The 26,798-nt window shown below is 69.9% G+C and carries 22 protein-coding genes and 2 tRNA genes; 9 read left to right on the top strand and 15 right to left on the bottom strand.

Annotated elements, in window-relative coordinates; translation table 11 throughout:
- Genes Q5425_RS40715 through Q5425_RS40705 form a run of 3 tightly spaced genes read left to right on the top strand, consistent with a single transcriptional unit; the run spans position 1 to position 3,261 of the window.
- Positions 1-639, top strand: a complete 639-nt coding sequence (locus tag Q5425_RS40715) for a pyridoxal 5'-phosphate synthase (protein ID WP_308677750.1) — start codon at positions 1-3, stop codon at positions 637-639.
- Between the two features lie 52 nt (positions 640-691).
- On the top strand, positions 692-1,819 hold the full coding sequence (locus tag Q5425_RS40710; RefSeq protein WP_308677749.1) for an SMP-30/gluconolactonase/LRE family protein: 1,128 nt from the start codon (positions 692-694) through the stop codon (positions 1,817-1,819).
- Positions 1,820-1,863: 44 nt separating this feature from the next.
- The gene (locus Q5425_RS40705) at positions 1,864-3,261 is read left to right on the top strand and encodes an alpha/beta fold hydrolase (RefSeq protein WP_308677748.1); all 1,398 of its coding nucleotides are present in this window, start codon (positions 1,864-1,866) and stop codon (positions 3,259-3,261) included.
- Here the strand turns inward: Q5425_RS40705 and Q5425_RS40700 are convergent.
- A complete protein-coding gene (locus Q5425_RS40700) occupies positions 3,239-4,459 on the bottom strand; it encodes a cytochrome P450 (RefSeq protein WP_308677747.1) in 1,221 nt (406 codons plus the stop codon). The two genes, Q5425_RS40705 and Q5425_RS40700, sit on opposite strands and share 23 nt — an antisense overlap.
- 98 nt (positions 4,460-4,557) lie before the next feature.
- Here Q5425_RS40700 and Q5425_RS40695 point away from each other — a divergent pair, with 98 nt between their 5' ends.
- Entirely contained in the window at positions 4,558-7,665 is a 3,108-nt protein-coding gene (locus Q5425_RS40695) for a BTAD domain-containing putative transcriptional regulator (protein WP_308677746.1), read from the top strand.
- Here the strand turns inward: Q5425_RS40695 and Q5425_RS40690 are convergent.
- The 4 genes from Q5425_RS40690 to Q5425_RS40675 all read right to left on the bottom strand — a co-directional run bounded on the left by Q5425_RS40690 (position 7,649) and on the right by Q5425_RS40675 (position 9,693).
- Positions 7,649-8,392, bottom strand: coding sequence for an ABC transporter permease (locus tag Q5425_RS40690; protein ID WP_308677745.1), 744 nt, complete (start codon positions 8,390-8,392; stop codon positions 7,649-7,651). The genes Q5425_RS40695 and Q5425_RS40690 overlap by 17 nt on opposite strands.
- The gene (locus Q5425_RS40685) at positions 8,389-9,324 is read right to left on the bottom strand and encodes an ATP-binding cassette domain-containing protein (protein ID WP_308677744.1); all 936 of its coding nucleotides are present in this window, start codon (positions 9,322-9,324) and stop codon (positions 8,389-8,391) included. The genes Q5425_RS40690 and Q5425_RS40685 overlap by 4 nt, the downstream gene beginning before the upstream one ends.
- A gap of 96 nt (positions 9,325-9,420) precedes the next feature.
- A tRNA-Ala gene (locus Q5425_RS40680) sits at positions 9,421-9,493 on the bottom strand.
- A 32-nt stretch (positions 9,494-9,525) separates the two neighbouring features.
- The gene (locus tag Q5425_RS40675) at positions 9,526-9,693 is read right to left on the bottom strand and encodes a DLW-39 family protein (RefSeq protein WP_003100602.1); all 168 of its coding nucleotides are present in this window, start codon (positions 9,691-9,693) and stop codon (positions 9,526-9,528) included.
- Positions 9,694-10,122: 429 nt separating this feature from the next.
- On the opposite strand from Q5425_RS40675, the gene Q5425_RS40670 reads away from it, so the two are divergent.
- Positions 10,123-11,280 (top strand): oxygenase MpaB family protein, encoded by a 1,158-nt coding sequence (locus Q5425_RS40670; RefSeq protein ID WP_308677911.1) that lies wholly within the window; start codon positions 10,123-10,125, stop codon positions 11,278-11,280.
- Between the two features lie 11 nt (positions 11,281-11,291).
- On the opposite strand, the gene Q5425_RS40665 is transcribed toward Q5425_RS40670, so the two are convergent.
- The 10 genes from Q5425_RS40665 to dnaA all read right to left on the bottom strand — a co-directional run bounded on the left by Q5425_RS40665 (position 11,292) and on the right by dnaA (position 24,094).
- Entirely contained in the window at positions 11,292-11,870 is a 579-nt protein-coding gene (locus Q5425_RS40665) for a hypothetical protein (protein WP_308677743.1), read from the bottom strand.
- Positions 11,871-12,085: 215 nt separating this feature from the next.
- Positions 12,086-12,159: transfer RNA gene (locus tag Q5425_RS40660), tRNA-Ile, on the bottom strand.
- Positions 12,160-12,208: 49 nt separating this feature from the next.
- The gene (locus Q5425_RS40655; protein WP_308677742.1) at positions 12,209-12,862 is read right to left on the bottom strand and encodes a DUF3566 domain-containing protein; all 654 of its coding nucleotides are present in this window, start codon (positions 12,860-12,862) and stop codon (positions 12,209-12,211) included.
- Between the two features lie 48 nt (positions 12,863-12,910).
- Positions 12,911-15,460, bottom strand: coding sequence for a DNA gyrase subunit A (gyrA, locus tag Q5425_RS40650; RefSeq protein WP_308677741.1), 2,550 nt, complete (start codon positions 15,458-15,460; stop codon positions 12,911-12,913).
- Positions 15,461-15,512: 52 nt separating this feature from the next.
- Positions 15,513-17,480 carry a DNA topoisomerase (ATP-hydrolyzing) subunit B gene (gene gyrB / locus Q5425_RS40645; RefSeq protein ID WP_308677740.1) on the bottom strand — a complete coding sequence of 656 codons (1,968 nt, stop codon included), beginning with the start codon at positions 17,478-17,480 and terminating at the stop codon, positions 15,513-15,515.
- A 197-nt stretch (positions 17,481-17,677) separates the two neighbouring features.
- A complete protein-coding gene (locus Q5425_RS40640; protein ID WP_308677739.1) occupies positions 17,678-18,286 on the bottom strand; it encodes a DciA family protein in 609 nt (202 codons plus the stop codon).
- Positions 18,287-18,392: 106 nt separating this feature from the next.
- Entirely contained in the window at positions 18,393-19,547 is a 1,155-nt protein-coding gene (gene recF, locus Q5425_RS40635; RefSeq protein WP_308677738.1) for a DNA replication/repair protein RecF, read from the bottom strand.
- 24 nt (positions 19,548-19,571) lie between these two features.
- Positions 19,572-20,462: a phosphogluconate dehydrogenase (NAD(+)-dependent, decarboxylating) gene (gene gnd, locus Q5425_RS40630; protein WP_308677737.1), complete on the bottom strand. Its 891-nt coding sequence runs from the start codon at positions 20,460-20,462 to the stop codon at positions 19,572-19,574.
- Positions 20,463-20,495: 33 nt separating this feature from the next.
- Positions 20,496-21,629 (bottom strand): DNA polymerase III subunit beta, encoded by a 1,134-nt coding sequence (gene dnaN, locus Q5425_RS40625; protein WP_308677736.1) that lies wholly within the window; start codon positions 21,627-21,629, stop codon positions 20,496-20,498.
- Between the two features lie 845 nt (positions 21,630-22,474).
- The gene (dnaA, locus tag Q5425_RS40620) at positions 22,475-24,094 is read right to left on the bottom strand and encodes a chromosomal replication initiator protein DnaA (RefSeq protein ID WP_308677735.1); all 1,620 of its coding nucleotides are present in this window, start codon (positions 24,092-24,094) and stop codon (positions 22,475-22,477) included.
- Positions 24,095-24,684: 590 nt separating this feature from the next.
- Here dnaA and rpmH point away from each other — a divergent pair.
- The 4 genes from rpmH to yidC are packed head-to-tail and all read left to right on the top strand — an operon-like array spanning position 24,685 to position 26,782.
- Positions 24,685-24,828: a 50S ribosomal protein L34 gene (rpmH, locus tag Q5425_RS40615; RefSeq protein WP_116205226.1), complete on the top strand. Its 144-nt coding sequence runs from the start codon at positions 24,685-24,687 to the stop codon at positions 24,826-24,828.
- A 21-nt stretch (positions 24,829-24,849) separates the two neighbouring features.
- Entirely contained in the window at positions 24,850-25,302 is a 453-nt protein-coding gene (gene rnpA, locus Q5425_RS40610; protein WP_308677734.1) for a ribonuclease P protein component, read from the top strand.
- Positions 25,303-25,307: 5 nt separating this feature from the next.
- Positions 25,308-25,631, top strand: a complete 324-nt coding sequence (gene yidD, locus Q5425_RS40605) for a membrane protein insertion efficiency factor YidD (RefSeq protein WP_308677910.1) — start codon at positions 25,308-25,310, stop codon at positions 25,629-25,631.
- 5 nt (positions 25,632-25,636) lie between these two features.
- Positions 25,637-26,782: a membrane protein insertase YidC gene (gene yidC / locus Q5425_RS40600; protein WP_308677733.1), complete on the top strand. Its 1,146-nt coding sequence runs from the start codon at positions 25,637-25,639 to the stop codon at positions 26,780-26,782.
- Positions 26,783-26,798: the final 16 nt, after the last annotated feature.

Genomic DNA, 26,798 nt, shown 5'->3' with positions numbered 1-26,798 from the left:
ATGGTGCAGTTGCGCGGCTGGCCGTCGTTCCCCGAAGAACTCCCCGTGTTCACGCCGGAAACGGCGCCGCCGGACCCGCAGGCGCTGTTCCTGGAGTGGCTGGCCGACGCCGGCGAGCACGTGCTGGCCCCGCACGCCGTCACGCTGTCCACAGTGGATGCCGATGGCGCGCCGGACGCGCGCGTGGTGATCCTCAAGGACGTCGGCCCGGCCGGCTGGGCGGTCGCGACCAGCTCGGAAAGCCCGAAGGGCGTGCAGCTGAGCAAGGATCCGCGCGCCGCGTTGACGTTCTTCTGGCCCGGCCGCGGCCGCCAGGTCCGGCTGCGCGGCCCGGTCTCCCCCGCCGCACCCGAGGTGTCCGCGGCGGACTTCCTCGCCCGGCCGCCGGCGTCCCGCGTCGAGGCGTTCATCGGGCACCAGTCCCAGGTGCTGTCCGACCCGGCGGAGCTCGACGCGGCGGCCGCGCAGGCCCAGCGCTGGGTCGAGGAGAACCCGGACGTGGCCCCGGAAACGTGGACGCGGTACTTCGTGGACCCGGACGAAGCCGAGTTCTGGCAGGCGAGCCACGACCGGCGGCACGTGCGGCTGCGGTACCGGAAGTCCGGCGGCGGCTGGGTCCGCGAGCGCCTCTGGCCTTGACGGGCCGGACGCGGCGGCGTAGGCAGGGAAATCCGACAAAACGGAGGCCCTGATGCGCCGGATCGTCGTCCTCGCCGCCACCGCCGCACTGTCCGCCGGGTTGCTGTCCGGCGCTTCCGCCGGCGAAACGGCCCCACCGCGGCACCCCGCCGTCTTCGAGACGGTGTTCGCGTCGCCGCTCGGGCTCGAAGGGCTGACCACCGACGGACGGGGCAACCTCTACACACCGGCGCGCGGCGCCGATCCGTGTCCGGTCTACCGGGTCGCGGCCACCGGCGGTCCCGCGGCCGTCGTCGGCACGATCCCGGGGCCGTGCAACCCCGCCGGGCTCGTGTTCGACCGCCGTGGCCGGCTGTACGTGGCGAACGCCGACACCGTGGTCTCGTTCGTGCCGGACGCGGCGAACCCGCCGTCGGCGACGGTGTTCACGAGCGGCGTCCCGGGCGCGAACGGCCTGGCCTTCGACCGCTCGGGCGCGCTCTGGGTCTCCGACGGGGTCACCGGTCAGGGCCGGGTGTGGCGCGCGGGCGCGGACGGCGTCGCCCTGGCGCAGTTCCGGGTGCAGCCGCTGGTCAGCGAAGTGATCCCCGGTGGGCTCGGCCGGGACGTGCGCGGCCTGCCGCCGGGAACGGTCACGATCACGCCGAACGGCCGCACGGCAGCGGACACCGCGGGTTCGCAGCACATCGTGGCGAACGGCCTGGCCTTCACCGCGGACGGCACGCTGCTGGTCGCCGACACGGCCCGGGGCGCGCTCTGGCACGTGCCGATGGACCGCGCGGGCCGGCCGCGCGCCACGACCGGCTGCGACGTCGCCTTCCCGCCGGACACGTTGTGCCTGGACAACCTCGAAGTGCAGCACCCGTACCTCGAAGGCGCCGACGGGATCGTCCTCGACCGCGCGGGCGGCGTCTGGACGGCGGTGAACGAACGCAACGCCATCGTCGTGGCCCGCCGCGACGGCCGCGTGGTGGAGTACTTCCGCAACCCCGCCGATGCGACGTCGAAGCTGCGCAACGGCGGGCCGCTGGAGTTCCCGACCAGCCCGGTGCTGCTGCCGGACGGCCGCCTGTGCGTCACGCAGTCCGACGGCAACCGCCGCGACAACGCCCCGAACACCGCGGGCGAAGCCGCTCCCGCGGGCGCGGTGCGGGCGAAGGTTTCCTGCGTCGAGCCCTGATCGGGGGTATGCGGGTTCCGCGGCGGTGTGCGCATGATGCACCCATGCGCTCGAAGATGCTGACCGCCGGGCTGGTCCTGGCGCTGACCGCCGCACTCGGGGGTGTGGCCGCGGCCGACGCGCGTCCTGGGGGACGACCGGAGCTGGCGGATCCGCACCCGTGCCCGGGACAACCGGGCTTCACGTGCTCGACCCTGACCGTGCCGCTCGACCACACCGGCCGGGTGCCGGGCACGCTCGACCTGCCCGTGGCGACCGCGGACAACGTGACCGCGCCCAAGGGCGTGCTGCTGTTCCTCACCGGCGGCCCCGGCCAGGGCGGCGTCGGCACGATCACGCGGATCGCGAAGCAGCGGCTGCCGGAAGTCGCGCAGGACTACCGGATCGTCATGCTCGACCAGCGCGGCACCGGGCCGTCGGGGGCGTTGCGGTGCCCCGGCCTGCAGGCGGAGATGGGCAGTTCGGACATCGCGACCCCGTCGGCCGGCGCGGTGAAGGAGTGCGCGCGCATCCTCGGCGACACGGCACCGCTGTATTCGACCGACCAGACGGTGGCGGACTTCGACCAGCTCCGCCAGGCACTGGGCGTCCCGAAGCTGGTGGTCGACGGCGTCTCGTACGGCTCCTTCACGGCGGCGCGGTACGCGATCGCGCACCCGCACAACGTCAGCAAGGTCGTCCTCGATTCGGTGCTGCCCCACCACACAACGGCGTCGGCTTCGCTGTACCTGACGGGCTTGACGGCGGAGGCCCGCGTGCTGCGCGCGGCCTGCGCGGTGGCCCCGGCCTGCGGTTACGACCCGGCCGAGGACCTGGCGTGGGTGGTCCGCCACCGCAGCACGGCGGACGGGGTCCGGATCTTCGACACGGTGGTGTCGTACGAATTCCTGGACCCCACCTACCGAGCCCCGGCCGCGGGCGACATCATCGGCGCCCTGCACGAAGCCCGCGGCGGCCACCCGGCCCGCCTGGACGGGCTGCTGGAGGCGTACAAGTCCGGCGGAGACGACCCGGCGTCGTTCAGCGCCGGCCTCCACGCGGCAACGTTGTGCGCGGACGGGCGTTTCCCCTGGGGCTCGTCGGCCACCCCGGTGGCGCTGCGCCGTCCGTTGCTGTCGCTGGTTTCCCACGCGCTGCCGGAGTCGGCGACCTGGCCGTACACAACGGGGGTGGCGACGCAGCAGGGATTCATCCAGAGCTGCCTGCCGTGGCCGGCGGAACGCCCGGCTTCGAACCCGCCGGGGTCGTTGCCGAACGTGCCGGTGCTGCTGCTCAACGGCGACCGAGACCTGTCGACGCCGCTGGAGTGGGCGCGCGAGGAGGCGGCGAAGGCCCCGCGTGGCGAGCTGGTGATCGTCCCCGGCGAGTCGCACTCGATCCAGAACCGCGAACGTGGCCACGCGGGCCGGGACGCGGTGATCAGATTTCTGGGGACCACGTGACCGGCAGCTCGTGAACGCCGTAGATGTTCATGTCCGTCCGCAGCTTCACCTCCTCGGCCGGCACCGCGAGCGCCAAGGTCGGGAAGCGGCGCAGCAGGCCTTCGAACCCGGCGCGCATCTCGATGCGGGCCAGCTGCTGGCCGAGGCACTGGTGCACGCCGTGGCCGAACGACAGCAGGCCGCGGGCGTTGCGGCGGATGTCCAGCGTGCCGGGGTTTTCGAAGCGCCGGGGGTCGTGGTTGGCGGCCAGCAGTGAGACGACGACCGTCGAGCCCTTCGTGATCGTTTCGCCGCCGAGTTCGAGGTCCTCGGTGGCGTAGCGGAAGAAGATGTCGGCCACGGACAGGTAGCGCAGCAGCTCTTCCACGGCGCCGGGCAGCAGTTCCGGGTCGGCGCTCAGCTCGGTGCGCTGCTCGGGGTGCTCGAGCAGCGCGAACGTGCCCAGGGACAGCATGTTCGCCGTCGTCTCGTGGCCCGCGAGCAGCAGCAGGAACGCCGCGCCGGCCAGTTCCTCGACGGTCAGGTCATCGTGGCGGGCCAGGTCGGACAGGATGTCCTCGCCGGGCTCGGCGCGCTTGCTCGTGACCAGTTCGGAGAGGTACGTGTTGAGCGCGATGTACGCACCCATCTTCTCCTCGAGCGTCTGCTCGCGGAGCATGAACTGCGCGGAGTTGGCCTGGAAGGTGTCCCGGTCCGCGTAGGGCACGCCGAGCAGTTCGCAGATCACCAGCGACGGCACCGGGAGCGCGAACTCCTTGACCAGGTCGACCGGCGGCGTCAGCTGCGCCAGGTGGTCCAGCTGCCGCTCGACGATGCCGGCGATGTGCTCTTCGAGCTGCTTCATCCGCTTGACCGTGAAGGCGCCGGTGAGCTTGCGGCGCAGGCGGCTGTGGTCCGGCGGGTCCATGGCGACGAACATCCCCGGCATCTGCGGGGACGGCTCGGTCGCGGCGGGCATCCCGGTCTCGTACGGCACGTGGATGACGTCGAGGTCCAGCCGGGAGCTGAACCGCGTGTCGGCCATCATCTGCCGGACCTCTTCGTAGCCGGTCACGAGCCAGCCCTCGTGCCCGTCGGGGAAGACCAGCGGGCTGACCGGGCGAGCGTCGCGCAGCCGGGTGATCTCGCGCGGCGGGTCGAAGGGGCCCGCGTCGCGGTTCATGGGGAGGCCGTGCGGGACGTCGACCGGCTGGCTCATCGGATTTCCTTTCGTCGGGTGCTCGATGACGATCGCCGAGGGGGCTGACACGGGCCTGACACGCCTCGGACACCGCCGTCCGTGGCAAGATCGGCCGGGTGCAGATCGGGATCCTGGGGCCCTTCGAAGTGCGCACGGACGACGGCGCGCTCGCCGATGTGCCGGGCGCCCGCTTGCGCGGACTGCTGGTCGCCCTCGCGCTTGAACCGGGTCAGGTGGTCCCGAAGGGAACGCTCGTCGACTGGATCTGGGGTGAACACCCACCCGCCGAAGCGGCGAACGCCTTGCAGCGCCTGGTCTCCCGGCTGCGGAAGGCGCTGCCCGACGGGTCGGTCGACGGCCAGCCGACCGGCTACCGGCTGGTGGTGGCACCCGACGACGTCGACGCCGTGCGGTTCGAACGCCTCGTCGGCCTGGCCCGCAAGGAAGACGATCCGCGACGGCTGCGCGAGGCACTCGACCTGTGGCGCGGTTCGGCCGGGCAGGACGTCGAGCTGCCGGAAAGTGCGGCGTTCGACGCCGCGGTCACCCGGCTCGAGGGGCTGCGCCTGGCCGCCTTGGAGGACCGGTTCGACGCGGAGGTCCGGCTCGGCCAGGGCGCGGACCTGGTCACCGAACTGACCGACCTGGTCACCGCGCACCCGATGCGGGAACGGCTGGTGGCCGCGCTGATGCGGGCCCTCGTCGCGAGCGGCCGGGACACCGAGGCGCTGCTCGTGTACGAGCGCACGCGGGAGACCCTGGCCGACACGCTGGGCGTCGATCCGTCACCGGAGCTGTCCGAAGTGCACGTGGCGCTGCTGCGCGGCGAGCTGGGACGGCGGGAGGAAAGCCGGAAGACCAACCTGCGGGCCGAGCTGACCAGCTTCGTCGGCAAGGACGCCGACGTGGCCGCGGTCCGCGAGCTCATCGCCGAACACCGGCTCACCACCCTGATCGGGCCGGGCGGCTCGGGGAAAACCCGGCAGGCCACGGAAACCGCGCGCACGCTGCTCGGCGACCTGCCGGACGGCGCGTGGCTGGTCGAGCTGGCGGCGATCGGGGCCGGCGACGACGTGGCCCAGGCGACGCTCAGCGCGCTCAAACTGCGGGACTCGCTCGTCGGCGAGGCGCCGGACGCCGAGCCGGTGGACCGGGTCGTCGCCGCGCTGCGCGAGCGGTCGATGCTGCTGGTCCTGGACAACTGCGAGCACGTCATCGAGTCCGCGGCCGCGTTTGCGCACCGGGTGCTCGGCGAGTGCCGCCGCCTGCGGATCCTCGCGACGAGCCGCGAACCGCTCGGCATCACCGGGGAGGCGCTGTGGCAGGTCGCGCCCCTGGTCCTGCCCGCGGAGAACGCGGATCCCGCCGAGATCGAGGCCGCTCCGGCCGTCCGGCTGCTGCGCGACCGGGCCGGCGCGGTGCGCAAGGACCTCTCGACGGACCCCCGCACCCTGGCGCGCGTCTGCCGCGCGCTGGACGGGATGCCGCTGGCCATCGAACTCGCCGCGGCCCGCCTGCGCACGATGTCCCTCGACCAGCTCGCGCACCGGCTCGACGACCGGTTCCGCCTGCTGACCGGCGGCAGCCGGACCGCCTTGCCGCGTCACCGCACGCTGCGCGCGGTGATCGACTGGAGCTGGGAGCTGCTCTCCGACGCCGAACGCGTTGTGCTGCGCCGGCTTTCCGTGTTCACCGGTGGAGCGAGCCTCGAAGCGGCCGAGCGGGTCTGCGGCGACGACGAGGTGCTCGACCTGCTGACCGCGTTGACCGAGAAATCGCTGGTGGTCGTCGTCGGCGAAGACGCACCGCGCTACCGGATGCTCGGCACGATCAAGGAGTACGCGGAGCAGCGTCTCGCGGAGGCGGGCGAGGCGGACGTCGCCCGCCGCGCCCACCTCGCGTACTTCACCGAACTCGCCGAAACCGCCGAGCCGCACCTGCGCCGCGCCGGGCAGCTGGAGTGGCTCGCCGTGCTGGAGGCGGAGCACGACAACATCACCGCGGCGATGCGTGGTGCGCTCGCGGCCGGCGAAGCGCCCGAGGCGATGCGGCTCGCGGCGACCGCCGGCTGGTACTGGTGGCTCGGCGGGCACCGGGCGGAGGGCAACGAGCTGGTCATGGCGGCCACGGCCGTGCCCGGCGACGTGCCGGACGAAATCCGGGGCGTGCTCTACACCTTCGTCGTCCAATTCGTCGCGGCCGGGCAGCAGGGAGATGAGTTCCGGGCGGAGGAGTGGATCCGCAAAGCGCACGAGATCAGCCTGCGGGTCGAAAGCCCCCGGCTGGCGTTGCGGTTCGCCGGCCCGCTGGAGCGCCTGCTGCACGGCCCGGACGCGGCGCTGTCGGCGTTCGAACCGCTGCTCGCCGACGAAGACCCGTGGGTGCGCGCGGTGGCCCGGTTGCAGCTGGGCAAGATGCGCATCCAGTTCGGCCACGGCGACCAGGCCGCGGACGCGTTCCTCGAAGCGGCGGTCGCCGAGTTCCGCGCGCTCGGTGAACGGTGGGGCACCTCGTTCGCCCTGACGGAGCTGGCGGACCGCATCGCCGTGCGCGGCCGGTTCGCCGAAGCGTGCGAGTACTACGAGCAAGCCATCGAAGTCGTCACCGAGGTCGGCGCCATCGAGGACGTCGTCCGGATGCGGTCGCGGCAGGCCCAGCTGCACTGGCTCGTGGGCGACGAGAAGGCCGGTGCGGCCGCTCTGGCCGAAGCCCAGCTGGCCGCGGAGCGCGTGGCCTGGCCGAACGCCTTGGCCGAGCTGGCGCTGACCAAGGCGGAACTCGCGCGCTGGAGCGGCGATGCCGGGCAGGCACGCCGTCAGCTCGACGTCGCGACGGCGATGCTGGGTGAGGACGCCCAGCACGCGAACATCCGCGCGGTGGCCGAGGACCTGCTCGGTTACCTCGCCGAAGACCTCGGCGAAGCCCGCGATCACCACGCGGCGGCGCTCGACGCGGCGGCCGAGACCGGGCATCCCCTCACGATCGCGCGCGTCCTCGTCGGGATCGCGGATCTGGCCCTGCGCACCGGACAGGACGCTCAGGCCGCCCGGTTGCTCGGAGCGAGCGCGGGTGTCCGTGGTCTGCCGGACCGTTCACAACCGGACGTGGCCCGGATCGAGGAAACCGCACGACGTCGCCTCGGTGACACGCGGTTCACCGAGGCGACGCAGGAGGGGGCGGCGGCGAGCTGGCCGGAGCTGGCCGCGGTCACGCTCGCTTCTTGAAGGTGGACGACGCCCACAGGTAGCCGACAACGGCGATCCCGGCGCACCAGGCGAGGGCTGCGACCAGCGTGCCGGTGGCCGGCGTCCCGTTGAGCAGCCCGCGCAGGGTTTCGATGACCGGCGTGAAGGGCTGGTACTCCGCGAACTGCTTGAGACCGGGACCCATCTTGTCGGCCGGCACGATCGCGCTGCTGAAGAACGGCAGCATGACCAGCGGCACCGAAGCCAGCCCCGCCGTTTCCGGGGATTTCGCCGCCAGTCCCAGCGCGATCGTGAGCCAGCCGGTCGCGAACCCGAGCAGCACGACGACGCCGAACGCGCCGAGCCAGTCGAGGAAGCCCGCCGCCGGGCGGAACCCCAGCAGGAAGGCCACGCCGAGCAGCGCCGCGATGGCGACGAGGTTGGTCAGCACGCTGGCGACGACGTGCCCGGTCAGCACCGCGCCGCGGGAGACGTCCATGACCTTGAACCGGTTGATGATGCCCTTGGTCATGTCGGAGTTGACCGCGGTGGCGGTGGCGCCCAGCCCGTAGCAGACGGCGAGCAGCATCAGCCCCGGCGTCGCGTAGTCGACGTAGTTCACGCCGACGCTGAAGGCGTCCCCGAACATGTAGACGAACATCAGCATGACCACGACCGGCATCAGGATCGCGTTGAACACCGACATCGGATTCCGGGCGATGTGCTTGAAGTTGCGGCGCAGCATCACGATCGAGTGGGACTTCATTTTGCGAGAACCTCCGTGGCGTGGCCCGTCAGGGCGAGGAAGACGTCATCGAGATCAGGGGTGTGGACGGAGAGTTCGTCGGCACTGAGCGCGTACTCGTCGAGTCTGTCCAAAAGGGACCGCAGCGATTTTGTGCCGCCGTCGCTGGGCACGCGCAGGACCAGTGCCTCGTCGTCCCGGGTGGCGTCGGTGAGCACCCGCGCGGCGGCATCGAGTTCGGCGGCGGTGGTGAACCGGAGCCGGACGTGGGTGCCGGGAATGCGGCGCTTCAGTTCGTCGGCGGTGCCCTGCGCGACCAGGCGGCCCTGGTCGAGCACCGCGATCCGGCCGGCGAGCTGGTCGGCTTCCTCGAGGTACTGGGTGGTGAGGAAGATGGTGACGCCGTCGGCGACGAGGTCCCGGATGATGGTCCACATCGTCCGGCGGCTGCGCGGGTCGAGGCCGGTCGTCGGCTCGTCGAGGAAGATGATCCGCGGGCGCCCGACGAGGGTCATCGCGAGATCGAGTTTCCGGCGCATCCCCCCGGAGTAGGTCGACGCGGGCTTCTGCGCCGCCTCGGCGAGGTCGAAGCGCTCCAGCAGCTCGGCAACGGTCTTCTTGCCCCCGCCGCCCCGGTTCAGGTCGACCATCAGCTGCAGGTTTTCCCGCCCGGTCAGCAGTTCGTCAACGGCGGCGAACTGCCCGGTGACGCCGATCGCGGCCCGCACGGCCTTGGCGTCGGTGGCGAGGTCGTGCCCGGCGACGCGGGCGGTGCCACCGTCGGCCTTCGCCAGTGTGGTCAGGATGTTGACGGTGGTGGTCTTGCCGGCCCCGTTCGGGCCGAGCAGCGCGAAGATCGTGCCGGCTTCGACGTCGAGATCAACACCGTCGAGAACGGTTTTGCCTTGGTAGGCCTTCCGCAGTCCGGAGGCCGTGATCGCCAGGTCTGTCATGGGAACCACTGTCGGCGGACGGCCTGACACGGACCTGATCCGGCCCTGACACGGGTAGGAAAACGGCCCGCACGCTGGTGCGGGCCGTTCGAGGTGTGGAGCTGAGGGGAATCGAACCCCTGACCCCCGCCTTGCAAAGGCGGTGCTCTACCAATTGAGCTACAGCCCCGGACGCGGGCGGCGGACCGCCCGCGAAGAGGATCAGTTGTGGGAAGCGCCCGCCGGCTTGGCCGGGGTGGTGCCGTTGGTGGAGGGCACCGGCGCGGTCGCCTCGCGCCAGAGGTCGGCCTCGGCCTTGGCCGCCTTGTTGCGCTTGACGACGAACAGGACGCCGCCCGCGATGACGGCGAGTGCCAGCAGCTTCTTCACCGAAGCCCCCTTCTCAGCTTGCTTCCGTTACCCCGTGATGTTACTGCACCGCCGCGGCGACGGTGTCGGGCACTCGTGGTTCCACGTGGAACCACTGGTAACGCACGTCACACCGACCAGGAAATACCACGCCGGGCTGGCCTGTTGTACCCACTGGTCGGTGTGCCCACCGTGTCCCCCGGGCCTCACCCATCGCCTTCGCGGAGTTCCGTCCGGCTGGAGCCGCGTTGCGCCACTCGCCGAGAGGCGGCCGTGCGGCGCGCCGACCGTGACCGCTCAGCCCTGCCGGCCTTCTCTTCCCGGCAGGGCTGACCTGTATCTCGCAGTCACTGCCGGTGATCGAGTGGATCAGTCGGTAGGGGCGCTGCCGTGCCCGAACAGCGCTAGCGCCGGGCAGGTGAACCGGCTGAGGCTGGGTGCGTGCCAGAAATGCAGAACACGAAGGCGACCGCACTGTCCGCCGTCGCAGCGCTGAAGTACCAAGGTGATCCACTGGCCGACGCGGTGATCGCCGACTTGGTGGCCGGGGGAACGACCGGCGCGGTCAATGAGGTGCTGGCCCGGTTCCGGGACAACGACCAGCCCGTTCCCGAGGATCTGCCCGAGCCAGTGCGCCGTTATCTCGTGGCCACGGACGCCCCGCCGGATTGGGCCGATCTCGAGCGGATCGCGGCCGCGTACGAGTTCTTCGTGGACGACGGGGTGCACGTCGCGTCGGTGCTGTCCTTCGGCGCGATGGTCAACTGCTACGCCCAGCCGCGACCGTCACGCGTGCTGTCGCTCACGCACCGGCTCAACCAGCCCCATCGCCGGCTGTCCGAGACGTCTCAGTTCGTGCTGAACATGATGGGCCCCGCCCCGTTCGGCTCCGGCGGCGCCTTTGTGCCGACGATCCAGAAGACCCGCCTGATCCACGCCGCCGTGCGGCACTTCATCACCCGATCCGGCGAATGGGACGTCGAGGCGGACGGCGTGCCGTTGTGCCAGCAGGACATGCTGGGCGCGTTGCTCATCTTTTCCGTGCAGGTCATCGACGGAATGCGCCGGATCGGCATAGCCGTCACCGACCGCGAAGCCGAGGACTACTACTATGTGTGGCGGGTGACCGGCGCCCTCCTCGGCATCCCGGCCGACGCCATGCCCGAGACCCTCGCGGAGGCCCAGGCGCTGAACGCGCAGCTCGTCGAGACGAGTTACGGCCCGTCCGCCGAAGGGATCGAGCTCACCCGCAACCTGCTGCGCCTCTACGAGAACCTGGTGCCCGGCAAGGCGTTCGACGGCGTGGTCGCGGCGATGGTCCGCCAGGTCGTCACCCCGCAGGTCGCCGACTGGCTCGAGGTACCGCACTCACGCGCGTGGGTCCGCACGGTAGGTGCAGGCACCCGCGTGATGCGGCTGCTCGAGCGCTCGGAAGACCGCAGCCGGGCGGCGACGGCGGTGCTCGACAAGGCTGGCAGCCTCCTGTTGGGCGGAAGCGTGCGCACGCTGACCGACGGGCAGTCCACCGCCTTGACCATTCCCTCGGACCTGCGGGAGAAGTGGCTGGCCGCCGGGGTCTGCCCGATGGCACCACCGCCCGGCGGATAGGCAGGCAGCGCTCAGACCCCGTTGATCCGTGCGATGAGCTCGTCGCGGTACTCCTGCACGGCCGGAAACTCCGGTTCGTCGCCGGTCGCCCGCTTCAACGCGCCTTCCAGGATCTTCAGCCCCTGGCGTTCGTCGCCGCGCGCATCCGCCTGCCGCGCGGCGTTCTCCAGAGCTTTGGCGAGCTTGGTCTGCGCCTCGGGTTCCGTGGCGGCCATGTGGATCCGGATCCAGTTGCCACCCGGATCAACGACGGTGAACCCGGTGTACCGGTCGTTGCGCAGCCGCGGCCGGGTCATGCGCGGAATGCCGGAGACGAGCAGTTTCCCGTGCACGGACCGCATGCCCGCCGCAAAGGCCTCGAACAGCGCACTGGTATCCGCCACGATGATCAGGCAGGTGCTGTACGACTGCGCCGGGTCGTAGTCGTCCATCCCGAAGAAGTGCAGGTTGATGTCTTCCCGCCGCAACGCAACGTGCGGGTTCGGCCGCGTCTGCCGATAGGTGATCTCGAAGCCGAGCATCTCGTAGAACGACGCGATCTCGTCGATGGAAGGACAGGGCAGGAGCGGAATGGTCAGTTCGTTCGCCATTGCTCGAAGCTAAGCCCGAACCGGCCGAAACGACACGGAGCTATTTGCTCGTGCGAACAGAACCTGTCGCCGCACATCAGACAGCAACCCGCCGCCAGGTGACCACGCTGGGTCGGGACGAACCGCACCGTGGGGGTCTGGGGGCTCGGCCCCCAGAGACAAAAAACACCCGGTCAAGTGCGGGCTTTCCACCGCACATGACCGGGCCAACCGGGTGGGCCTACCAGGACTTGAACCTGGGACCTCTTCGTTATCAGCGAAGCGCTCTAACCGCCTGAGCTATAGGCCCTCGAACGAGGAGAACTTTACAGGACCCCCGAAGGGGCCCTGCAACCGGGTCACTCCCGTTCGGACAGGGTGACCTCGAGGCCGCCCGCCAAGTCTGCCGACACGTTGTAGATGAACGCGCTCACCGTTGCCAGTGCCGACACCAGCACGATGTTGATCGCGCCCAGGATGGCTGCGATGCCGAACACCCGGCCCGCGCTGATCAAGGGTTCCGATGACGCGTTGGCGCCTTCGCCGCCCACCAGGGACGAGTACGTTCCGTTCAGCTTGTCCCAGACGCCCATGCCGTCGAGGACCGTGTACAGCACGCCGACTGCCACCAGCCACACGAAGAACATCGCGACGCCCAGTACCAGCGACAGCTTGAGGACCGACCACGGGTCGAAGCGCTTCACCTGCAGTGATGCGCGGCGCGGGCCTCGGCCCGGACGACGCAACGCGCTCGGGCGGGCACGCTGGGGCGATGCCGCGGACACCGCCTCGCCGCTCGGTGGGGTGTCGCCGAAGAGGCGGGGGGCCGCGCTTCCCGTCACCACCGGGCGTTCGGGGGTGACGGGCTGCGTTGCGGTGGCCGGGGGCAGTGCCTCGTCCGTGGCCAGTTTGACCGTCGCTTCGGCGTCGCCTTCCTTGTCGACCCGCTGCCAGGGCGGGCTCGCCGGCGTGCCGTTCGAACCCGCTGCCTCGGGATTCTCGGATGGTGTCACGAAGAGTCAGTCCTTACCCGTGCCGTGGGGCGCTGTTCGTCGCCGAACTTACTGCGCCGTCGTTCCTTCACCCGTTTCAGGTGCTTCCGGAGCCGGAGCGTCCTCCTCGGGAGTGTCACCATTGGCGACGTCCGAGGGCTCGTCCGCGTTGCGTGCGACGGCCAGAAGAGTGGTGCCTTCGCCGAGATTCATCAGCCTGACCCCCTTCGTCTGCCGCCCCGCCTTGCGCACGTCGCCCGCCGGCGTGCGGATCACGCCGCCGCTCGAGGTGATGGCGTACAACTCGTCCTCGGCGTCGACGATGAGCGCACCCACCAGCCTGCCACGTTTGCGGTCGTGCTGAATGGTGAGCACACCCTTGCCGCCGCGGCCCTGGACCGGGTAGTCCTCGATCGCCGTGCGCTTCGAGTAGCCGCCGTCGGTCGCGACCAGCAGGAACTTGCCCTCCTTGACCACGCTGATGCCGAGCAGCTCGTCGCCGTCGTTGAAGCGCATGCCCATCACGCCGGACGTCGGGCGGCCCATCGGCCGCAGCGCCTCGTCGGTCGCGTGGAAGCGGATGGACTGGCCCTCGGCCGACACGAGCAGCAGGTCGTCCTCGGCCGCCGCCAGGACCGCGCCGACCAGTTCGTCGCCTTCGCGCAGGTTGATCGCGATGAGGCCGCCGGAGCGGTTGGAGTCGAAGTCGGTGAGCTTGGTCTTCTTCACCAGGCCGCGCTTGGTGGCGAGCACCAGGTACGGCGCGACCTCGTAGTTCTTGATCTCGATGACCTGGGCGATCTGCTCGTCCGGCTGGAACGCCATCAGGTTGGCCACGTGCTGGCCGCGCGCGTTGCGGTTGGCCTCGGGCAGGTCGTACGCCTTGGTCCGGTAGACGCGGCCCTTGTTCGTGAAGAACAGGATCCAATCGTGGGTGGAGCAGACGAAGAAGTGCTGGACGATGTCGTCCTGCTTCAGCGTCGCGCCCTGCACGCCCTTGCCGCCGCGCTTCTGCGAGCGGTACAGATCCGTTTTCGTCCGCTTGGCGTACCCCGTGCGGGTGATGGTGACGACAACGTCCTCGACGGCGATGAGCTCCTCGTCGGTGACGTCGCCGCTGAAGCCGATGATCTTCGTGCGCCGGTCGTCGCCGTACTTCTCGACGATCGCCATCAGCTCGTCGCGGATGATGGCGCGCTGCCGCTCGGGCTTCTCGAGGACGTCCTTGAGGTCGGCGATTTCGAGCTCGATCTCGGCCAGCTGGTCGATGATCCGCTGGCGCTCCAGGGCGGCGAGGCGCCGCAGCTGCATGTCGAGGATCGCGGTGGCCTGGATCTCGTCGACGTCCAGCAGCTCCATCAGGGCCGGCCGGGCCTCGTCCGCCGAGGGCGACCGCCGGATGAGGGCGATGACCTCGTCGAGCATGTCGAGCGCCTTGACGTACCCGCGCAGGATGTGGGCCCGCTCTTCGGCCTTCCTCAGGCGGAACTTGGTCCGCCGGACGATGACCTCGACCTGGTGCTTCACGTAGTGGCGGATGATCTGGTCGAGCCGCAGCGTGCGCGGCACGCCGTCGACCAGCGCCAGCATGTTGACGCCGAAGTTCTGCTGCAGCTGGGTGTGCTTGAACAGGTTGTTCAGCACGACCTTCGCGACGGCGTCCCGCTTGATCGTGACGACGATCCGCATGCCGGAGCGGCTGTTGGACTCGTCGGCGATGTCGGAGATGCCGGTGAGCTTGCCGTCGCGGACCAGGTTCGCGATGTTCTCGACCAGGTTGTCCGGGTTGACCTGGTACGGCAGCTCGGACACGACCAGGATCGTGCGGCCCTTCGCGTCCTCCTCGACCTCGACGACCGCGCGCATCCGGACCGAGCCGCGGCCGGTGCGGTAGGCGTCTTCGATGCCGGACGTGCCGAGGATCATCGCCTTGGTCGGGAAGTCCGGGCCCTTGATCCGCACCAGCAGCGCGGCCAGCAGCTCGTCGTCGGTCGCCTCGGGGTTCTCCAGCGCCCAGACGACACCTTCGGAGACCTCGCGCAGGTTGTGCGGCGGGATGTTCGTCGCCATCCCGACCGCGATCCCGGAACCGCCGTTGACCAGCAGGTTCGGGAACCGCGCCGGCAGGACGTCGGGCTCCTGGGTGCGGCCGTCGTAGTTGTCCGAGAAGTCGACGGTGTCTTCTTCGATGTCGGCCAGCATCTGCATGGCCAGCGGCGCGAGCCGGGACTCGGTGTACCGCATGGCGGCCGCCGGGTCGTTGCCCGGCGAGCCGAAGTTGCCCTGCCCGTCGATCAGCGGGTACCGCATCGACCACGGCTGGGCGAGCCGCACCAGCGCGTCGTAGATCGCCGAGTCACCGTGCGGGTGGTAGTTGCCCATGACGTCGCCGACGACGCGCGAGCACTTGTTGTACCCGCGGTCCGGCCGGAAGCCGGAGTCGAACATCGAGTACAGGACCCGCCGGTGCACCGGCTTGAGCCCGTCACGGACGTCCGGCAGCGCGCGCGACACGATGACGCTCATCGCGTAGTCGATGTAGGAGCGCTGCATCTCCTGCTGGATGTCGACCGGTTCGATCCGGTCGTGGTCCGGAGCCGGCGGCAGAGTTTCCGTCATGAGGTCCTTCTCGGGTGCGGGGGCCTAGCGGGACGAAGAACGAGGGAGACGCCTACACGTCCAAGAAGCGCACGTCCTTGGCGTTGCGCGTGATGAACGAGCGGCGGGCCTCGACGTCCTCGCCCATCAGGACCGAGAACAGCTCGTCGGCCTGGGCGGCGTCGTCGAGGGTGACCTGGCCCAGCAGCCGGTTGGCCGGGTCCATCGTGGTCTCCCACAGCTCTTCGGCGTTCATCTCGCCGAGACCCTTGTAGCGCTGGATCGCGTCGTCCTTCGGCAGCCTCTTGCCGGCCTCGACGCCCGCCTGGATGACGGCGTCGCGCTCGCGGTCGGAGTAGGCGTACTCCGGCTCGGCCCGCGGCCACTTGATCTTGTACAGCGGCGGCCGCGAGAGGAAGACGTGGCCGTGCTCGATCAGCGGCGTCATGAACCGGAACAGCAGGGTGAGCAGCAGCGTGGTGATGTGCTGGCCGTCGACGTCGGCGTCGGCCATCAGCACGATCTTGTGGTAGCGCAGCTTCGCCAGGTCGAACTCGTCGTGGATGCCGGTGCCGAGCGCGGTGATCAGCGACTGGACCTCGGTGTTCTTGAGGACGCGGTCGATGCGGGCCTTTTCGACGTTGATGATCTTGCCGCGGATCGGCAGGATCGCCTGGTACATCGAGTCGCGGCCTTCCTTGGCCGAGCCGCCGGCCGAGTCGCCCTCGACGATGTAGAGCTCGCACTCCGCCGGGTTGGTCGAGCGGCAGTCCTTGAGCTTGCCGGGCAGGCCACCGATCTCCAGCGCGCCCTTGCGGCGGACCAGGTCACGCGCCTTGCGGGCGGCCATCCGGGCCTGCGCCGAGGAGATCGACTTGTTGATGATCGTCTTCGCCTCGGTGGGGTTGCGCTCGAACCAGTCCGCCAGCCACTCGTTCGACGTCTGCTGCACGAACGTCTTGGCCTCGCTGTTGCCCAGCTTGGTCTTCGTCTGGCCCTCGAACTGCGGCTCGGACAGCTTGATCGAGACGATCGCGGCGAGGCCCTCGCGCACGTCGTCGCCGGTCAGGTTGGTGTCCTTTTCCTTGAGCAGCTTCTTGTCGCGCGCGTACGTGTTGACGACGCGGGTCAGCGCGGCGCGGAAGCCCTCTTCGTGGGTACCGCCTTCATGGGTGTTGATCGTGTTGGCGAACGTGTAGACCGACGGCGTGAAGCCGTTGTTCCACTGCATCGCGACCTCGACCTCGAGGCCGGTGCCCTTCGCTTCGAAGGAGATCACGCTGGAGTGGATCGGGTCCTTGCTGCCGTTGATGTGCTTGACGAAGTCCTCGAGCCCGCCCGGGTAGCAGTAGGTCTTCTCCTTGATCCGCGCGACCTTGCCCTCGACGTCCGCCTCGGTCTCCTCATCGGCGACGCGCTCGTCGCGCAGGGACAGCGTCAGCCCCTTGTTGAGGAACGCCATCTCCTGGAGCCGGCGCGAGATGGTCTCGAAGTTGTACGTCGTCGTCTCGAAGATGTTGCTATCGGCCCAGAAGGTGATCGTGGTGCCGGTCTCCGACGCCGGGCCCAGGTCCTCCAGCTCGCCGGGGATCTGGTCGGTGTACAGCTGGCGCCAGCTGCGGCCGCCGTACTTGACCTCGGCGAGCAGCCTCGTCGACAGCGCGTTCACCACGGAGACGCCGACGCCGTGCAGGCCGCCGGACACCGCGTAGGAGTCGCTGTCGAACTTGCCGCCCGCGTGGAGCACGGTGAGCACGACCTCGAGGGTCGGCTTCTTCTCCTTGGGGTGCATGTCGACGGGGATGCCGCGGCCGTCGTCGACGACGCGCACCCCGCCGTCGGCGAGGAGGGTAACCTCGACCTTGGTGGCGTGCCCGGCCATCGCCTCGTCGACGGAGTTGTCGACGACCTCCTGGACGAGGTGGTGCAGGCCGCGTTCACCGGTGGAGCCGATGTACATGCCGGGGCGCTTGCGGACCGCTTCGAGGCCTTCGAGCACCGTGATCGACGACGCGTTGTACTCGTGCTTGTTCTCGGTCACCGGCGTTGTTTCTCCTCGTCTCGCCCGAGCGGACGCTCGCTCTCGTCCAGTGTACTTGGCCGCGTCCGCTGACATGCGGCAAGGACACCCCTGAACGCGTCACAGACGAACGAAATCGGTTCGGGCCGAGTCTTGACGTATCTCGGGAGGTCTGGATGCGTTCTCGGGGCATTCAACCGAGCATCGCGCAACCTGGGTCAGCCGTACGTGTCACGGGGGCCGCGGCCCGGTACGTGCCGGGGCCCTTTCCGCCAGCTCGGAGCGGTCGGACCCTGGATCCGCATCCGCTTGACGACGCCGTTGCCGACCCCGGCCGCGATCTTGGCCAGCAGTTTTCCCTGCAGCAACCGCAGCTGGGTGGCCCACGCCGTCGAGCTGGCGCGCACGGTGAGCTCGCCGTCCTTGAGCGCGACCGGCTGCGCGTGTTCGGCGACGTCTTCGCCGACCAGGCGTCCCCACTGCGCGAAGACGCGGGCGGTCGTGACGCTCTCGTTCCAGCCGCGGTCGCTGACCAGCCGGGAGACGAGCCGGCCGAGCGGCTGCGGGTCGCGCGCGTCCGCACCGGGCCCCGACCAGCGGCGACGCCGGGGGTTCTGCCCGCCACCGCCGACGGCGCGGCGCCGGTACCCCGGCGGGGTGCCCCGTTCCTTGGCCTTCGCCTTGGCCGCCTCGAGCGCCGCGTGGGCGAGGTCGCGACCGGATGGCGCACCCTCGTTCGGCCCAGCACCGCTGTCACCCTGCGTGTCAGCAGCGGACTTAGAGTTGTCAGAGGGCCCCTTGCGCCACCCATTTGGCCGCACAGTCACGGGCAGCGATAACTCATTCACCGTGTTATCCACACTGTCCACAGGTTTGTCCCCAGATCGGGTGCGGTTTGTGCGGCCCGTCACACCGGGTGTCCGATCGCCTTGCTCAGCCACGCGTGATCTCACCATCCGCCACCACGAACCGGCTGCCGGCCAGCTCGCTCGGCACGTCTTCGTCGACCGCGGCGGTCACCAGCACCTGTTCGGCGCTCGCGGCCACCTCGGCCAGCCGGGCCCGGCGCTTGCGGTCCAGCTCGGCGAACACGTCGTCGAGCAGCAGCACCGGTTCGCCCGCCTCCTCGCGCAGCAGCTCGTAACTGCCGAGCCGCAGCGCCAGCGCGAACGACCACGACTCGCCGTGGCTCGCGTAGCCCTTGGCCGGCGCCTCGCCCAGGATCAGCTCCAGCTCGTCCCGGTGGGGACCGACCAGGCTGATACCGCGCTCGAGCTCGGCCTTCCTGGCCTCGCCGAGCGCTGTCAGCAAGACGTCCTTGAGGACCGCGGGTTGCGCCCGTTCGCCGTCCGGTACGCCGTACGTCTCCGGCAGGGCCGCACCCAGCGACGACCGGTAGGCGATCTTCGCCGGCCGGGAGTCGGGCGCGACCCCCAGGTACGCCGCAGCCGAGTGCGGCGCGAGGTCGGCGACGAGGTTCAGCCGCGCGGCCAGCAGTTCCGCACCCGCCACCGCGAGGTGGTCGTCCCAGACCTCGAGCGTCGACAGCGCATACGGGTCTTCGCGGCCCGTACGTCGTTTCCCCGCCGTCTTGAGCAGGGCGTTTCGCTGCTTCAGCACCTTCTCGTAGTCCGCGCGGACCCCGGCGTACCGCGGCGCGCGCAGCACCAGCAGCTCGTCGAGGAACCGGCGCCGCTCACCCGGGTCGCCCCGCACGAGCGCGAGGTCCTCCGGGGAGAACAGCACCGTGCGCAGGATCCCCAGCACGTCACGCGGACGGCCGACCGCACCGCGGTTGACCCGGGCGCGGTTCGCCCGGCCGGCGGTGATCTCGAGCTCGACGGTCAGCTCGCGGTCGTCGTTGACCACCGCGACCCGCACCAGCGCGCGCTCGCAGCCGTGCCGGATCAGCGGCGCGTCCGTCGCGACGCGGTGCGAGCCCAGCGTCGCGACGTACCCGATCGCCTCCAGCAGGTTGGTCTTGCCGCGGCCGTTCTGGCCGACCAGCACGGCCGGCCCCGGTTCGAGGGCGAGATCGGCCTGTGGCCAGGAGCGGAAGTCGGTGACCTGCAGGTGCCGCAGATACACGGTGTCTACTTTCGGCGGCCGCCCTTACCCGCCGATCTTCTTCACGGCGTGCCCACCGAACTGGTTGCGCAGCGCGGCGACCGCGCGCATCGCGGCCGAGTGTTCCTGCCGCGAAGCGAACCGCGCGAACAGTGCGGCCGAGATGACCGGCGCCGGGACGGCGTTGTTGATCGCCTCTTCCAGCGTCCAGCGGCCTTCGCCCGAGTCTTCGACGTAGCCCTCGAGGTCGTCCAGCTCCGGGTCCTCGTCGAGCGCGCGCACCAGCAGGTCGAGCAGCCAGGACCGGACGACCGTGCCGCGCTGCCAGCCCTTGATGACCGCGGGCACGTCGTTGACGACCTTGGCCGCTTCGAGCAGCTCGAAGCCCTCCGCGAAGGCCTGCATCATGCCGTACTCGATGCCGTTGTGGATCATCTTCGCGTAGTGCCCCGCGCCGACGTCGCCGGCGTGCGAGAAGCCCTCTTCGCGCGGGCCGTCCGGGCGCAGCGCGTCGAAGATCGGCATCGCCCGCTCGACGTCGGCGGCCGCGCCGCCGACCATCAGGCCGTAGCCGTTCTCCTTGCCCCACACGCCACCGGACACGCCGCAGTCCAGGTAGCCGATGTTCTTCGCCGCCAGCAGATCGGCGTTCAGCTTGTCGTCGGTGTACTTGGAGTTGCCGCCGTCGATCACCATGTCGCCCTCGGCGAGCAGGTTGCCCAGCTCGGTGACGGTCGCCCGGGTCGGGTCGCCGGCGGGCACCATGATCCACACGATCCGCGGGGCGTCCAGTTTGGACACGAGGTCTTCGAGCGAGGTCGTGTCGCTGACGTCCGGGTTGCGGTCGTAGCCGACCACTTCGTGACCGGCCGCACGCAGCCGCTCACGCATGTTGAAGCCCATCTTGCCCAGGCCGATCAGACCGAGCTGAACCATCGAGATCCCCTTACGTACTCAGGAAAAAGCGGGTCAGCCCGGGAGGCGGACCGGCATCAGGAGGTAGAGGTAACCGGGGACGACGTTGCCCTCGGAGTCGGCGGGCTTGATGAGCGCGGGGCGGTTCGGCGTGGTGAACGTCAGCTCCGCCCGGTCGCTGTGGAGCGCGCCGAGGCCGTCGACGAGGTAACCCGGGTTGAACGCGATGGTCACCGGCTCGCCTTCGTACTCGACTTGCAGCTCCTCTTCGGCGCTGCCCTCGTCATCGCCGCCCGCGGACAACCGCAGCGTGTTGTCCCCGAACTCCAGTCGTACCTGAGTCCCCCGCTCCGCCACCAGCGAAACGCGCTTGATGGACTCGGTGAGAGCCGACACTTCGATGACCGCGCGGGAGGTGTGCGACGCCGGAAGCAGCTGCCGGTACGGCGGGAATTCCGCGTCGAGCAGGCGGGTCGTCGTGTAGCGCCCGGAACCGGACAGGCCGAGCAGGCCTTCGCCGCTGGCGAGGGCGAGGCGGATCGTGGCCCCGCTCGCGCCGAGCGTCTTGGCGGCTTCGGCGAGGGTGCGCGCCGGGACGAGCACCGCGGCGTCGGCCAGTCCCTCGGCGGGCTGCCAGGTGAACTCGCGCATCGCGAGCCGGAACCGGTCGGTCGCGACCAGCGTCAGCGCGCTGCCGGAGATCTCGAGCCGCATGCCGGTGAGCATCGGCAGCGTGTCGTCCTTGCCCGCGGCGACGACGACCTGGGTGACGGCCTGGCCGAACGCGTCGCCGGCGAGCTCGCCGGCGAAGGCGGGCTGGGACGGCAGCTGCGGGTAGTCCTCGACCGGCATGGTCGGCAGGGAGAACCGCGCGCTGCCGCACGTGATGGTGGCGCGCGAGCCGTCGACGGAGATCTCGACCGGCTGCGCGGGCAGCGCCTTGGTGATGTCGGCGAGCAGGCGCCCGGACACGAGCAGGCGGCCGCCGTCGGCGATCGTCGCCGGGACCCCGACCGTGGCGGAAACCTCGTAGTCGAAGCCGGAGACCGTCAGCGCGTCGGTGTCGCCGTCCGAACCGGCGTCGAGCAGGACACCGCCCAGCACCGGCACCGGAGGCCGGGACGGGAGGCTTCTGGCCACCCACGCAACGGCGTCGGCGAGCCCGTCACGCTCGACGCGGATCTTCATGCGCGCATCCTTTCGACGATCGAGCCCACTGCGGGCTCGGGCCAGGCCTCGTTCTCGCGGGACGGGGACCGGCGGCCCCCTCCGGCCGGTCCGCCCTCCGCGTGAGCGGCCGGAGCACGGACCAGGTGCAGGCATCCACGTTAGGCCGTCGCGGACGCTGCCGTCACCTCGGCCTCCCCTTGACTTTGTCGACTTGACGACTCGATCTCGCAGCTGTCCCCAACTTCGTCCATCGCCTGTTTTTGTTTTGTTCTTTCTCTTAGAAGATCTAAGAGCAGTAGCAGTAATAGGCGTTGTGGATTGTGTGGATTGAGCTCGTTTGCGCAGGTCGGACGGCTTGCGGGCATGTGGAGAACCGTGGTGGCAGACCTGTGGGTAGATCGGGGCGTCGGTGGATGGTTTCGGCCGACCCCGGATTCGTCCACAGACGGGCCCAGTTGTCCCCATGGTTGTCCCCAGGTGTGCGGCGATTTGTACCCAGGGTCTGGGGGTGCGCGGAGGGGGCCGAATCGCCCTTCCGAGTGATCGGCCCCTCCTGTGTACAGCATGTGGGCAACCTGTGGAATCAGGGTGGACAAGGGTGTGGATTCCCTGTGGACGACCTGTGGGCGGGGTGTGGAGGGAATTCGTGTCAGCGCTGGTGGGAGATCTGGTGGCACTGTGGGCAATCTGCCCACACGGTGGGGAAAACCCCTTGTGTACAAACAAATTTGGCGAGTTTGCGAAGCGCGCGTACACGGCTTCGCTGCTTCGCGGGCGTACGCGTGCTTCGGGTACTCCAAAGACGACTAAGGGGCGTCCACTGTGTGCGGACGCCCCGAAGTCGTTGGGAGGTAAGGGATGTGCTACTGGCGGGCGCGCTGCTTGATGCGCGACGTCAGCTCCTGCACCTGGTCGTAGATCCGCCGGCGCTCGGCCATCTCCTTGCGGATCTTCTTGTCCGCGTGCATGACCGTCGTGTGGTCGCGGCCGCCGAACGTCTGCCCGATCTTCGGCAGCGACATGTCGGTCAGCTCGCGGCAGAGGTACATCGCGATCTGGCGGGCCGTGGCGAGCGCCTTCGTCTTGCCGGGGCCGCACAGGTCGTCCAGTGTCACGTCGAAGAACTCGGAGATGACGCCCATGATGGTCGGCGCGGTGATCTCCGGGGCGTGGGAGTCGGGGATGAGGTCGCGCAGCACGATCTCGGCGAGCGCGCTGTCGACCGGCTGCTGGTTCAGCGACGCGAACGCGGTGACGCGGATCAGCGCGCCTTCCAGTTCCCGGATGTTCGCCTCGACCCGGGAGGCGATGAACTCCAGGACGTCACCCGGCACGGCGAGCCGGTCCTGCGCCGCCTTCTTGCGGAGGATCGCGATGCGCGTTTCGAGCTCGGGCGGCTGGATGTCGGTGATGAGGCCCCACTCGAACCGCGTCCGCAGCCGGTCTTCCAGCGTTTCGAGGCGCTTCGGCGGGCGGTCGGAGCTGACGACGATCTGCTTGTTCGCGTTGTGGAGGGTGTTGAAGGTGTGGAAGAACTCTTCCTGCGTCCCTTCCTTGCCCTCCAGGAACTGGATGTCGTCGACGAGCAGGATGTCGATGTCGCGGTAGCGCCGCTGGAAGGCGACCTTGCGGTCGTCGCGCAGCGAGTTGATGAAGTCGTTCGTGAACTCTTCGGTCGAGACGTACCGGACGCGCATGCCGGGGAAGAGCCGTTGCGCGTAGTGGCCGACCGCGTGCAGGAGGTGCGTCTTGCCGAGCCCGGACTCGCCCCAGATGAACAGGGGGTTGTAGGCGCGGGCGGGCGCTTCGGCGACGGCGACCGCGGCCGCGTGCGCGAAGCGGTTGGACGCGCCGATGACGAACGTGTCGAAGGTGTACTTCTCGTTCAGCTTCGTCTTAGACGTCTGCGGCTGCGCCGGCGCGGTGTACGGCTGGCCGGCGATCGGCTGGCCGGAGAACGTCGGCCAGATCTCGTGGACCGCGGCGAGCGCCTCGCCCTCTTCGTCCACTTCCTCGTCGGTGTCGTCGCCGTCGTCCGGCTTCGACGCGACGGCCTGGTGCGCCGGCATCGGCCTCGGCGGCGCCGGTTCGACGGGCCGCGGGGGCGGCATCATCGGCCCGCCGTTGGCGGCCCTCGGCGGGGCGGGCTCGGGGCTCACGCCGTTTTCCACTCGGCCGGGTGACGGCGCGTAGTGGGCCGCGGGCGCCGGAGCGACGGGTTCGGTGTTGTCGACCTTCACCGCGAGGGAGATCACCCGGCCGAGCCGGCGGGAGAGGGCGTCGGTGATCGCGCCGCGCAGCCCGCGTTCGATCGCTTCCTTGGCGAAGTCGCTGGGCGCCGCGAGGAGCGCCGTGCCGTCGAGCAGGCCGATCGGCCGGGTCACGCGCATCCAGGCGCGCTGCTGGGGGGAGAGGGTCCCGTCGGACAGTTCGCGTACCACCTGTTCCCAGATGACACCCAGATTGTGCTGGTGATCCGACACCTGTCTGGCTCCCCTCCCCTCGTCGGCGTGGACGGCCGAGCCGGCCCCGGAAATCCCCCGGTCACTCCACCCGGCGATCACAGGAGAACCTGTCCGCCCACCGGCACAGCGAATATCCACATAGTTGTCCACAGCTGTGCACTAATGTACGGCGACCCGCGGTGCCGCCACCTGCGGGCTCGTCGTACGCCGGTGGGCACTCCACCACCCGGATACTCGTGCACCTCGACCGGTGACCCGAGAGAGGCACGCTAACAAGCCCCGCTCGTGGCCACAAGGCATCCTGGGCGGCCAGCATTTCACGGTGCACCGCCCGTTGCCATTCGGTGCCGCGGCGTCGACGTTCCGGAGCCCGCCACCCGGTCGCGTACCGTGGCCGAGGGGGTGCTTACCGGCCGCCCGACGGGGGTGCGTACCCTCGTAAGGTCTCCCGTATGCGACGGGGTGCGTTTCGCGTGCCCAGGTGGTCGTTGCTCGTCGTGACGAGGACACACGTTGGTAGGAGACACCAGAGACTGCCGTGCACCCGCACGACACGCCAGGCGGGGGGAAGGAATTGTTCCCGCCCGACGCGACACACAGGAGAAGCAGTGAGCAAGGGTAAGCGCACCTTCCAGCCGAACAACCGCCGCCGCGCGAAGACCCACGGGTTCCGCCTGCGCATGCGGACCCGCGCCGGCCGGGGCATCCTGGCGGCCCGCCGTCGCAAGGGCCGCGCTGAGCTGTCCGCCTGATCGCACCGATCGAGGCGCGCCGTGCTGCCGGCTGCCGCACGCCTGCGGCGGAGTGAGGATTTCCGCGTGGTTCTCCGTCGCGGGTCCCGGGCAGGCAGGCGCCGCCTCGTCGTCCACGCGCTGACCACGGACCCGTCCGCGGCCGCCGACGCTGTGCAGTTCAGCACTGCGCAGTCGGCGGCCAGGGCGGGTTTTGTGGTGAGCAAGGCCGTCGGCAATTCGGTGGTCCGCCACCGCGTCAGCCGCCGGTTGCGTCATCTCGTTTCGGCCAGGCTCGGAACACTGCCCGCCGGCACTGCGTTGGTCGTACGGGCATTGCCGCCGTCGTCGACCGCTTCCAGCGCCGAGCTCGAGTCCGATCTCGACGCCGCGTTGCGTCGGCTGGGGCTTCTGTCGTCGCGCCGTCCGGCCGGGGATGTCCCCCGCCCGACGCGTCCCGCGGACGCGGCCCCCGACCACGGATCAGCGGTGTGACCGGCATGCGAGCCACCCCCGAGCACGAGCACGACCACGACGTCCAGCCCGAGCCCCCGAGGCCCGGCCCCGTCGCCTGGGTCCTGCTGCTCCCCATCAAGCTCTACCGCAAGGCGATCTCGCCCTTCCTCCCCCCGGCTTGCCGGTTCTACCCGAGCTGCAGCGCGTATGCAGTCGAAGCCCTCACCCGGCACGGTGCCGGCCGCGGCTCCTACCTCGCGCTGCGCCGGCTGCTGCGCTGCGGCCCCTGGACGCCACCCGGCCGCGACCCCGTGCCCGAGACGTTCTCGTGGCGCCACCGACGACCTGAAACACCGATCGAGGAGTAGCAGCAGTGCTCGATTTCATCTACTACCCCGTGTCCTTCATCCTCTGGTGTTGGCACAAGGTCTTCGGGTTCGTCTTCGGGGAAGCCGCGGCGATCTCCTGGATCCTCGGCATCATCTTCCTGACGTTCACGGTCCGCGGCATCATGTTCAAGCCGTTCGTGAACCAGGTCCGGTCGATGAAGAAGATGCAGGACTTCGCGCCGGAGATGAAGAAGATCCAGAAGAAGTACGCGAGCGACCGGCAGCGCCAAGCCGCGGAGATGCAGAAGCTCCAGAAGGAGCACGGCGTCAACCCGCTCGGCAGCTGCCTGCCGATGCTGCTTCAGATCCCGGTGTTCATCGGCCTGAACCACGTCCTCCGCGCGTTCACGATGCCGCCGCCCGGTGGCGGTCCGAAGACCGAGAACTACTTCTTCACGCAGCACGACGTCGAGTCCTACGTCAACGCGAAGCTGTTCGGCGTCAACCTCGGTGAGGCCGTCTACAACGGTGTCGGTGTCGTCAGCGGAGGCGCGACGAACATCGGCTGGCACTGGAGCGTGCTCCCGGTGGCGCTGCCGCTGATGATCGTCGCGTCGATCGCCACGCACCTCACCGCGCGCCACTCGGTGGCCCGGCAGAACGCCGCGTCGGCCACCCCGCAGACCGCGATGATGAACAAGCTGACGATGTACATCTTCCCGCTCGGTGTCCTCGTCTTCGGTGCGCTGTTCCCGCTCGGCCTCCTCTTCTACTGGCTGGCGAACAACGGCTGGACCCTGATGCAGCAGCGCCTCGTCTACACGAAGATCGACAAGGAAGAGGCGGCCCTCAAGGCGGAGGCCGCTGAGAAGCGCGCGACGCTCGGGCCGAAGCCGGGCCAGAAGCCGACCGCGCCGAAGGTCGGTCAGAAGCCGGTCCAGCAGAAGAAGAACCAGCCTGCGCAGGGCGGCTCCCAGAAGAAGGTCACCAAGGCCGGTTCGGCTCATGGCTTCGCGCAGACCACGCCCGCGGAGGCGGCCGCCGCCGCTGCCGCCGCCGCCAAGGCGGACGGCGCGACCGTGGCGGACCCGGCTCCGGCCGCCGACACCAACGGCTCGAAGGACAACGGCACGGGCGTGCCGGGCCTTCTCAAAGACTCGACCAGGAAGTCGGGCCGGAAGCGCCGCTGAGGCGCGACCGGTTCGG

Source organism: Amycolatopsis sp. A133, from assembly GCF_031082405.1.
GTDB lineage: Bacteria > Actinomycetota > Actinomycetes > Mycobacteriales > Pseudonocardiaceae > Amycolatopsis.
This window is presented reverse-complemented; position numbering and strand designations above follow the sequence as displayed.

Coding starts and splice junctions, on each gene's coding strand:
- Q5425_RS40715 (WP_308677750.1), top strand. CDS start 1: ATGGTGCAGTTGCGCGGCTGGCCGTCGTTCCCCGAAGAACTCCCCGTG.
- Q5425_RS40710 (WP_308677749.1), top strand. CDS start 692: ATGCGCCGGATCGTCGTCCTCGCCGCCACCGCCGCACTGTCCGCCGGG.
- Q5425_RS40705 (WP_308677748.1), top strand. CDS start 1,864: ATGCGCTCGAAGATGCTGACCGCCGGGCTGGTCCTGGCGCTGACCGCC.
- Q5425_RS40700 (WP_308677747.1), bottom strand. CDS start 4,459: ATGAGCCAGCCGGTCGACGTCCCGCACGGCCTCCCCATGAACCGCGAC.
- Q5425_RS40690 (WP_308677745.1), bottom strand. CDS start 8,392: ATGAAGTCCCACTCGATCGTGATGCTGCGCCGCAACTTCAAGCACATC.
- Q5425_RS40685 (WP_308677744.1), bottom strand. CDS start 9,324: ATGACAGACCTGGCGATCACGGCCTCCGGACTGCGGAAGGCCTACCAA.
- Q5425_RS40670 (WP_308677911.1), top strand. CDS start 10,123: ATGCAGAACACGAAGGCGACCGCACTGTCCGCCGTCGCAGCGCTGAAG.
- Q5425_RS40665 (WP_308677743.1), bottom strand. CDS start 11,870: ATGGCGAACGAACTGACCATTCCGCTCCTGCCCTGTCCTTCCATCGAC.
- gyrA (WP_308677741.1), bottom strand. CDS start 15,460: ATGACGGAAACTCTGCCGCCGGCTCCGGACCACGACCGGATCGAACCG.
- gnd (WP_308677737.1), bottom strand. CDS start 20,462: ATGGTTCAGCTCGGTCTGATCGGCCTGGGCAAGATGGGCTTCAACATG.
- dnaN (WP_308677736.1), bottom strand. CDS start 21,629: ATGAAGATCCGCGTCGAGCGTGACGGGCTCGCCGACGCCGTTGCGTGG.
- yidD (WP_308677910.1), top strand. CDS start 25,308: ATGCGAGCCACCCCCGAGCACGAGCACGACCACGACGTCCAGCCCGAG.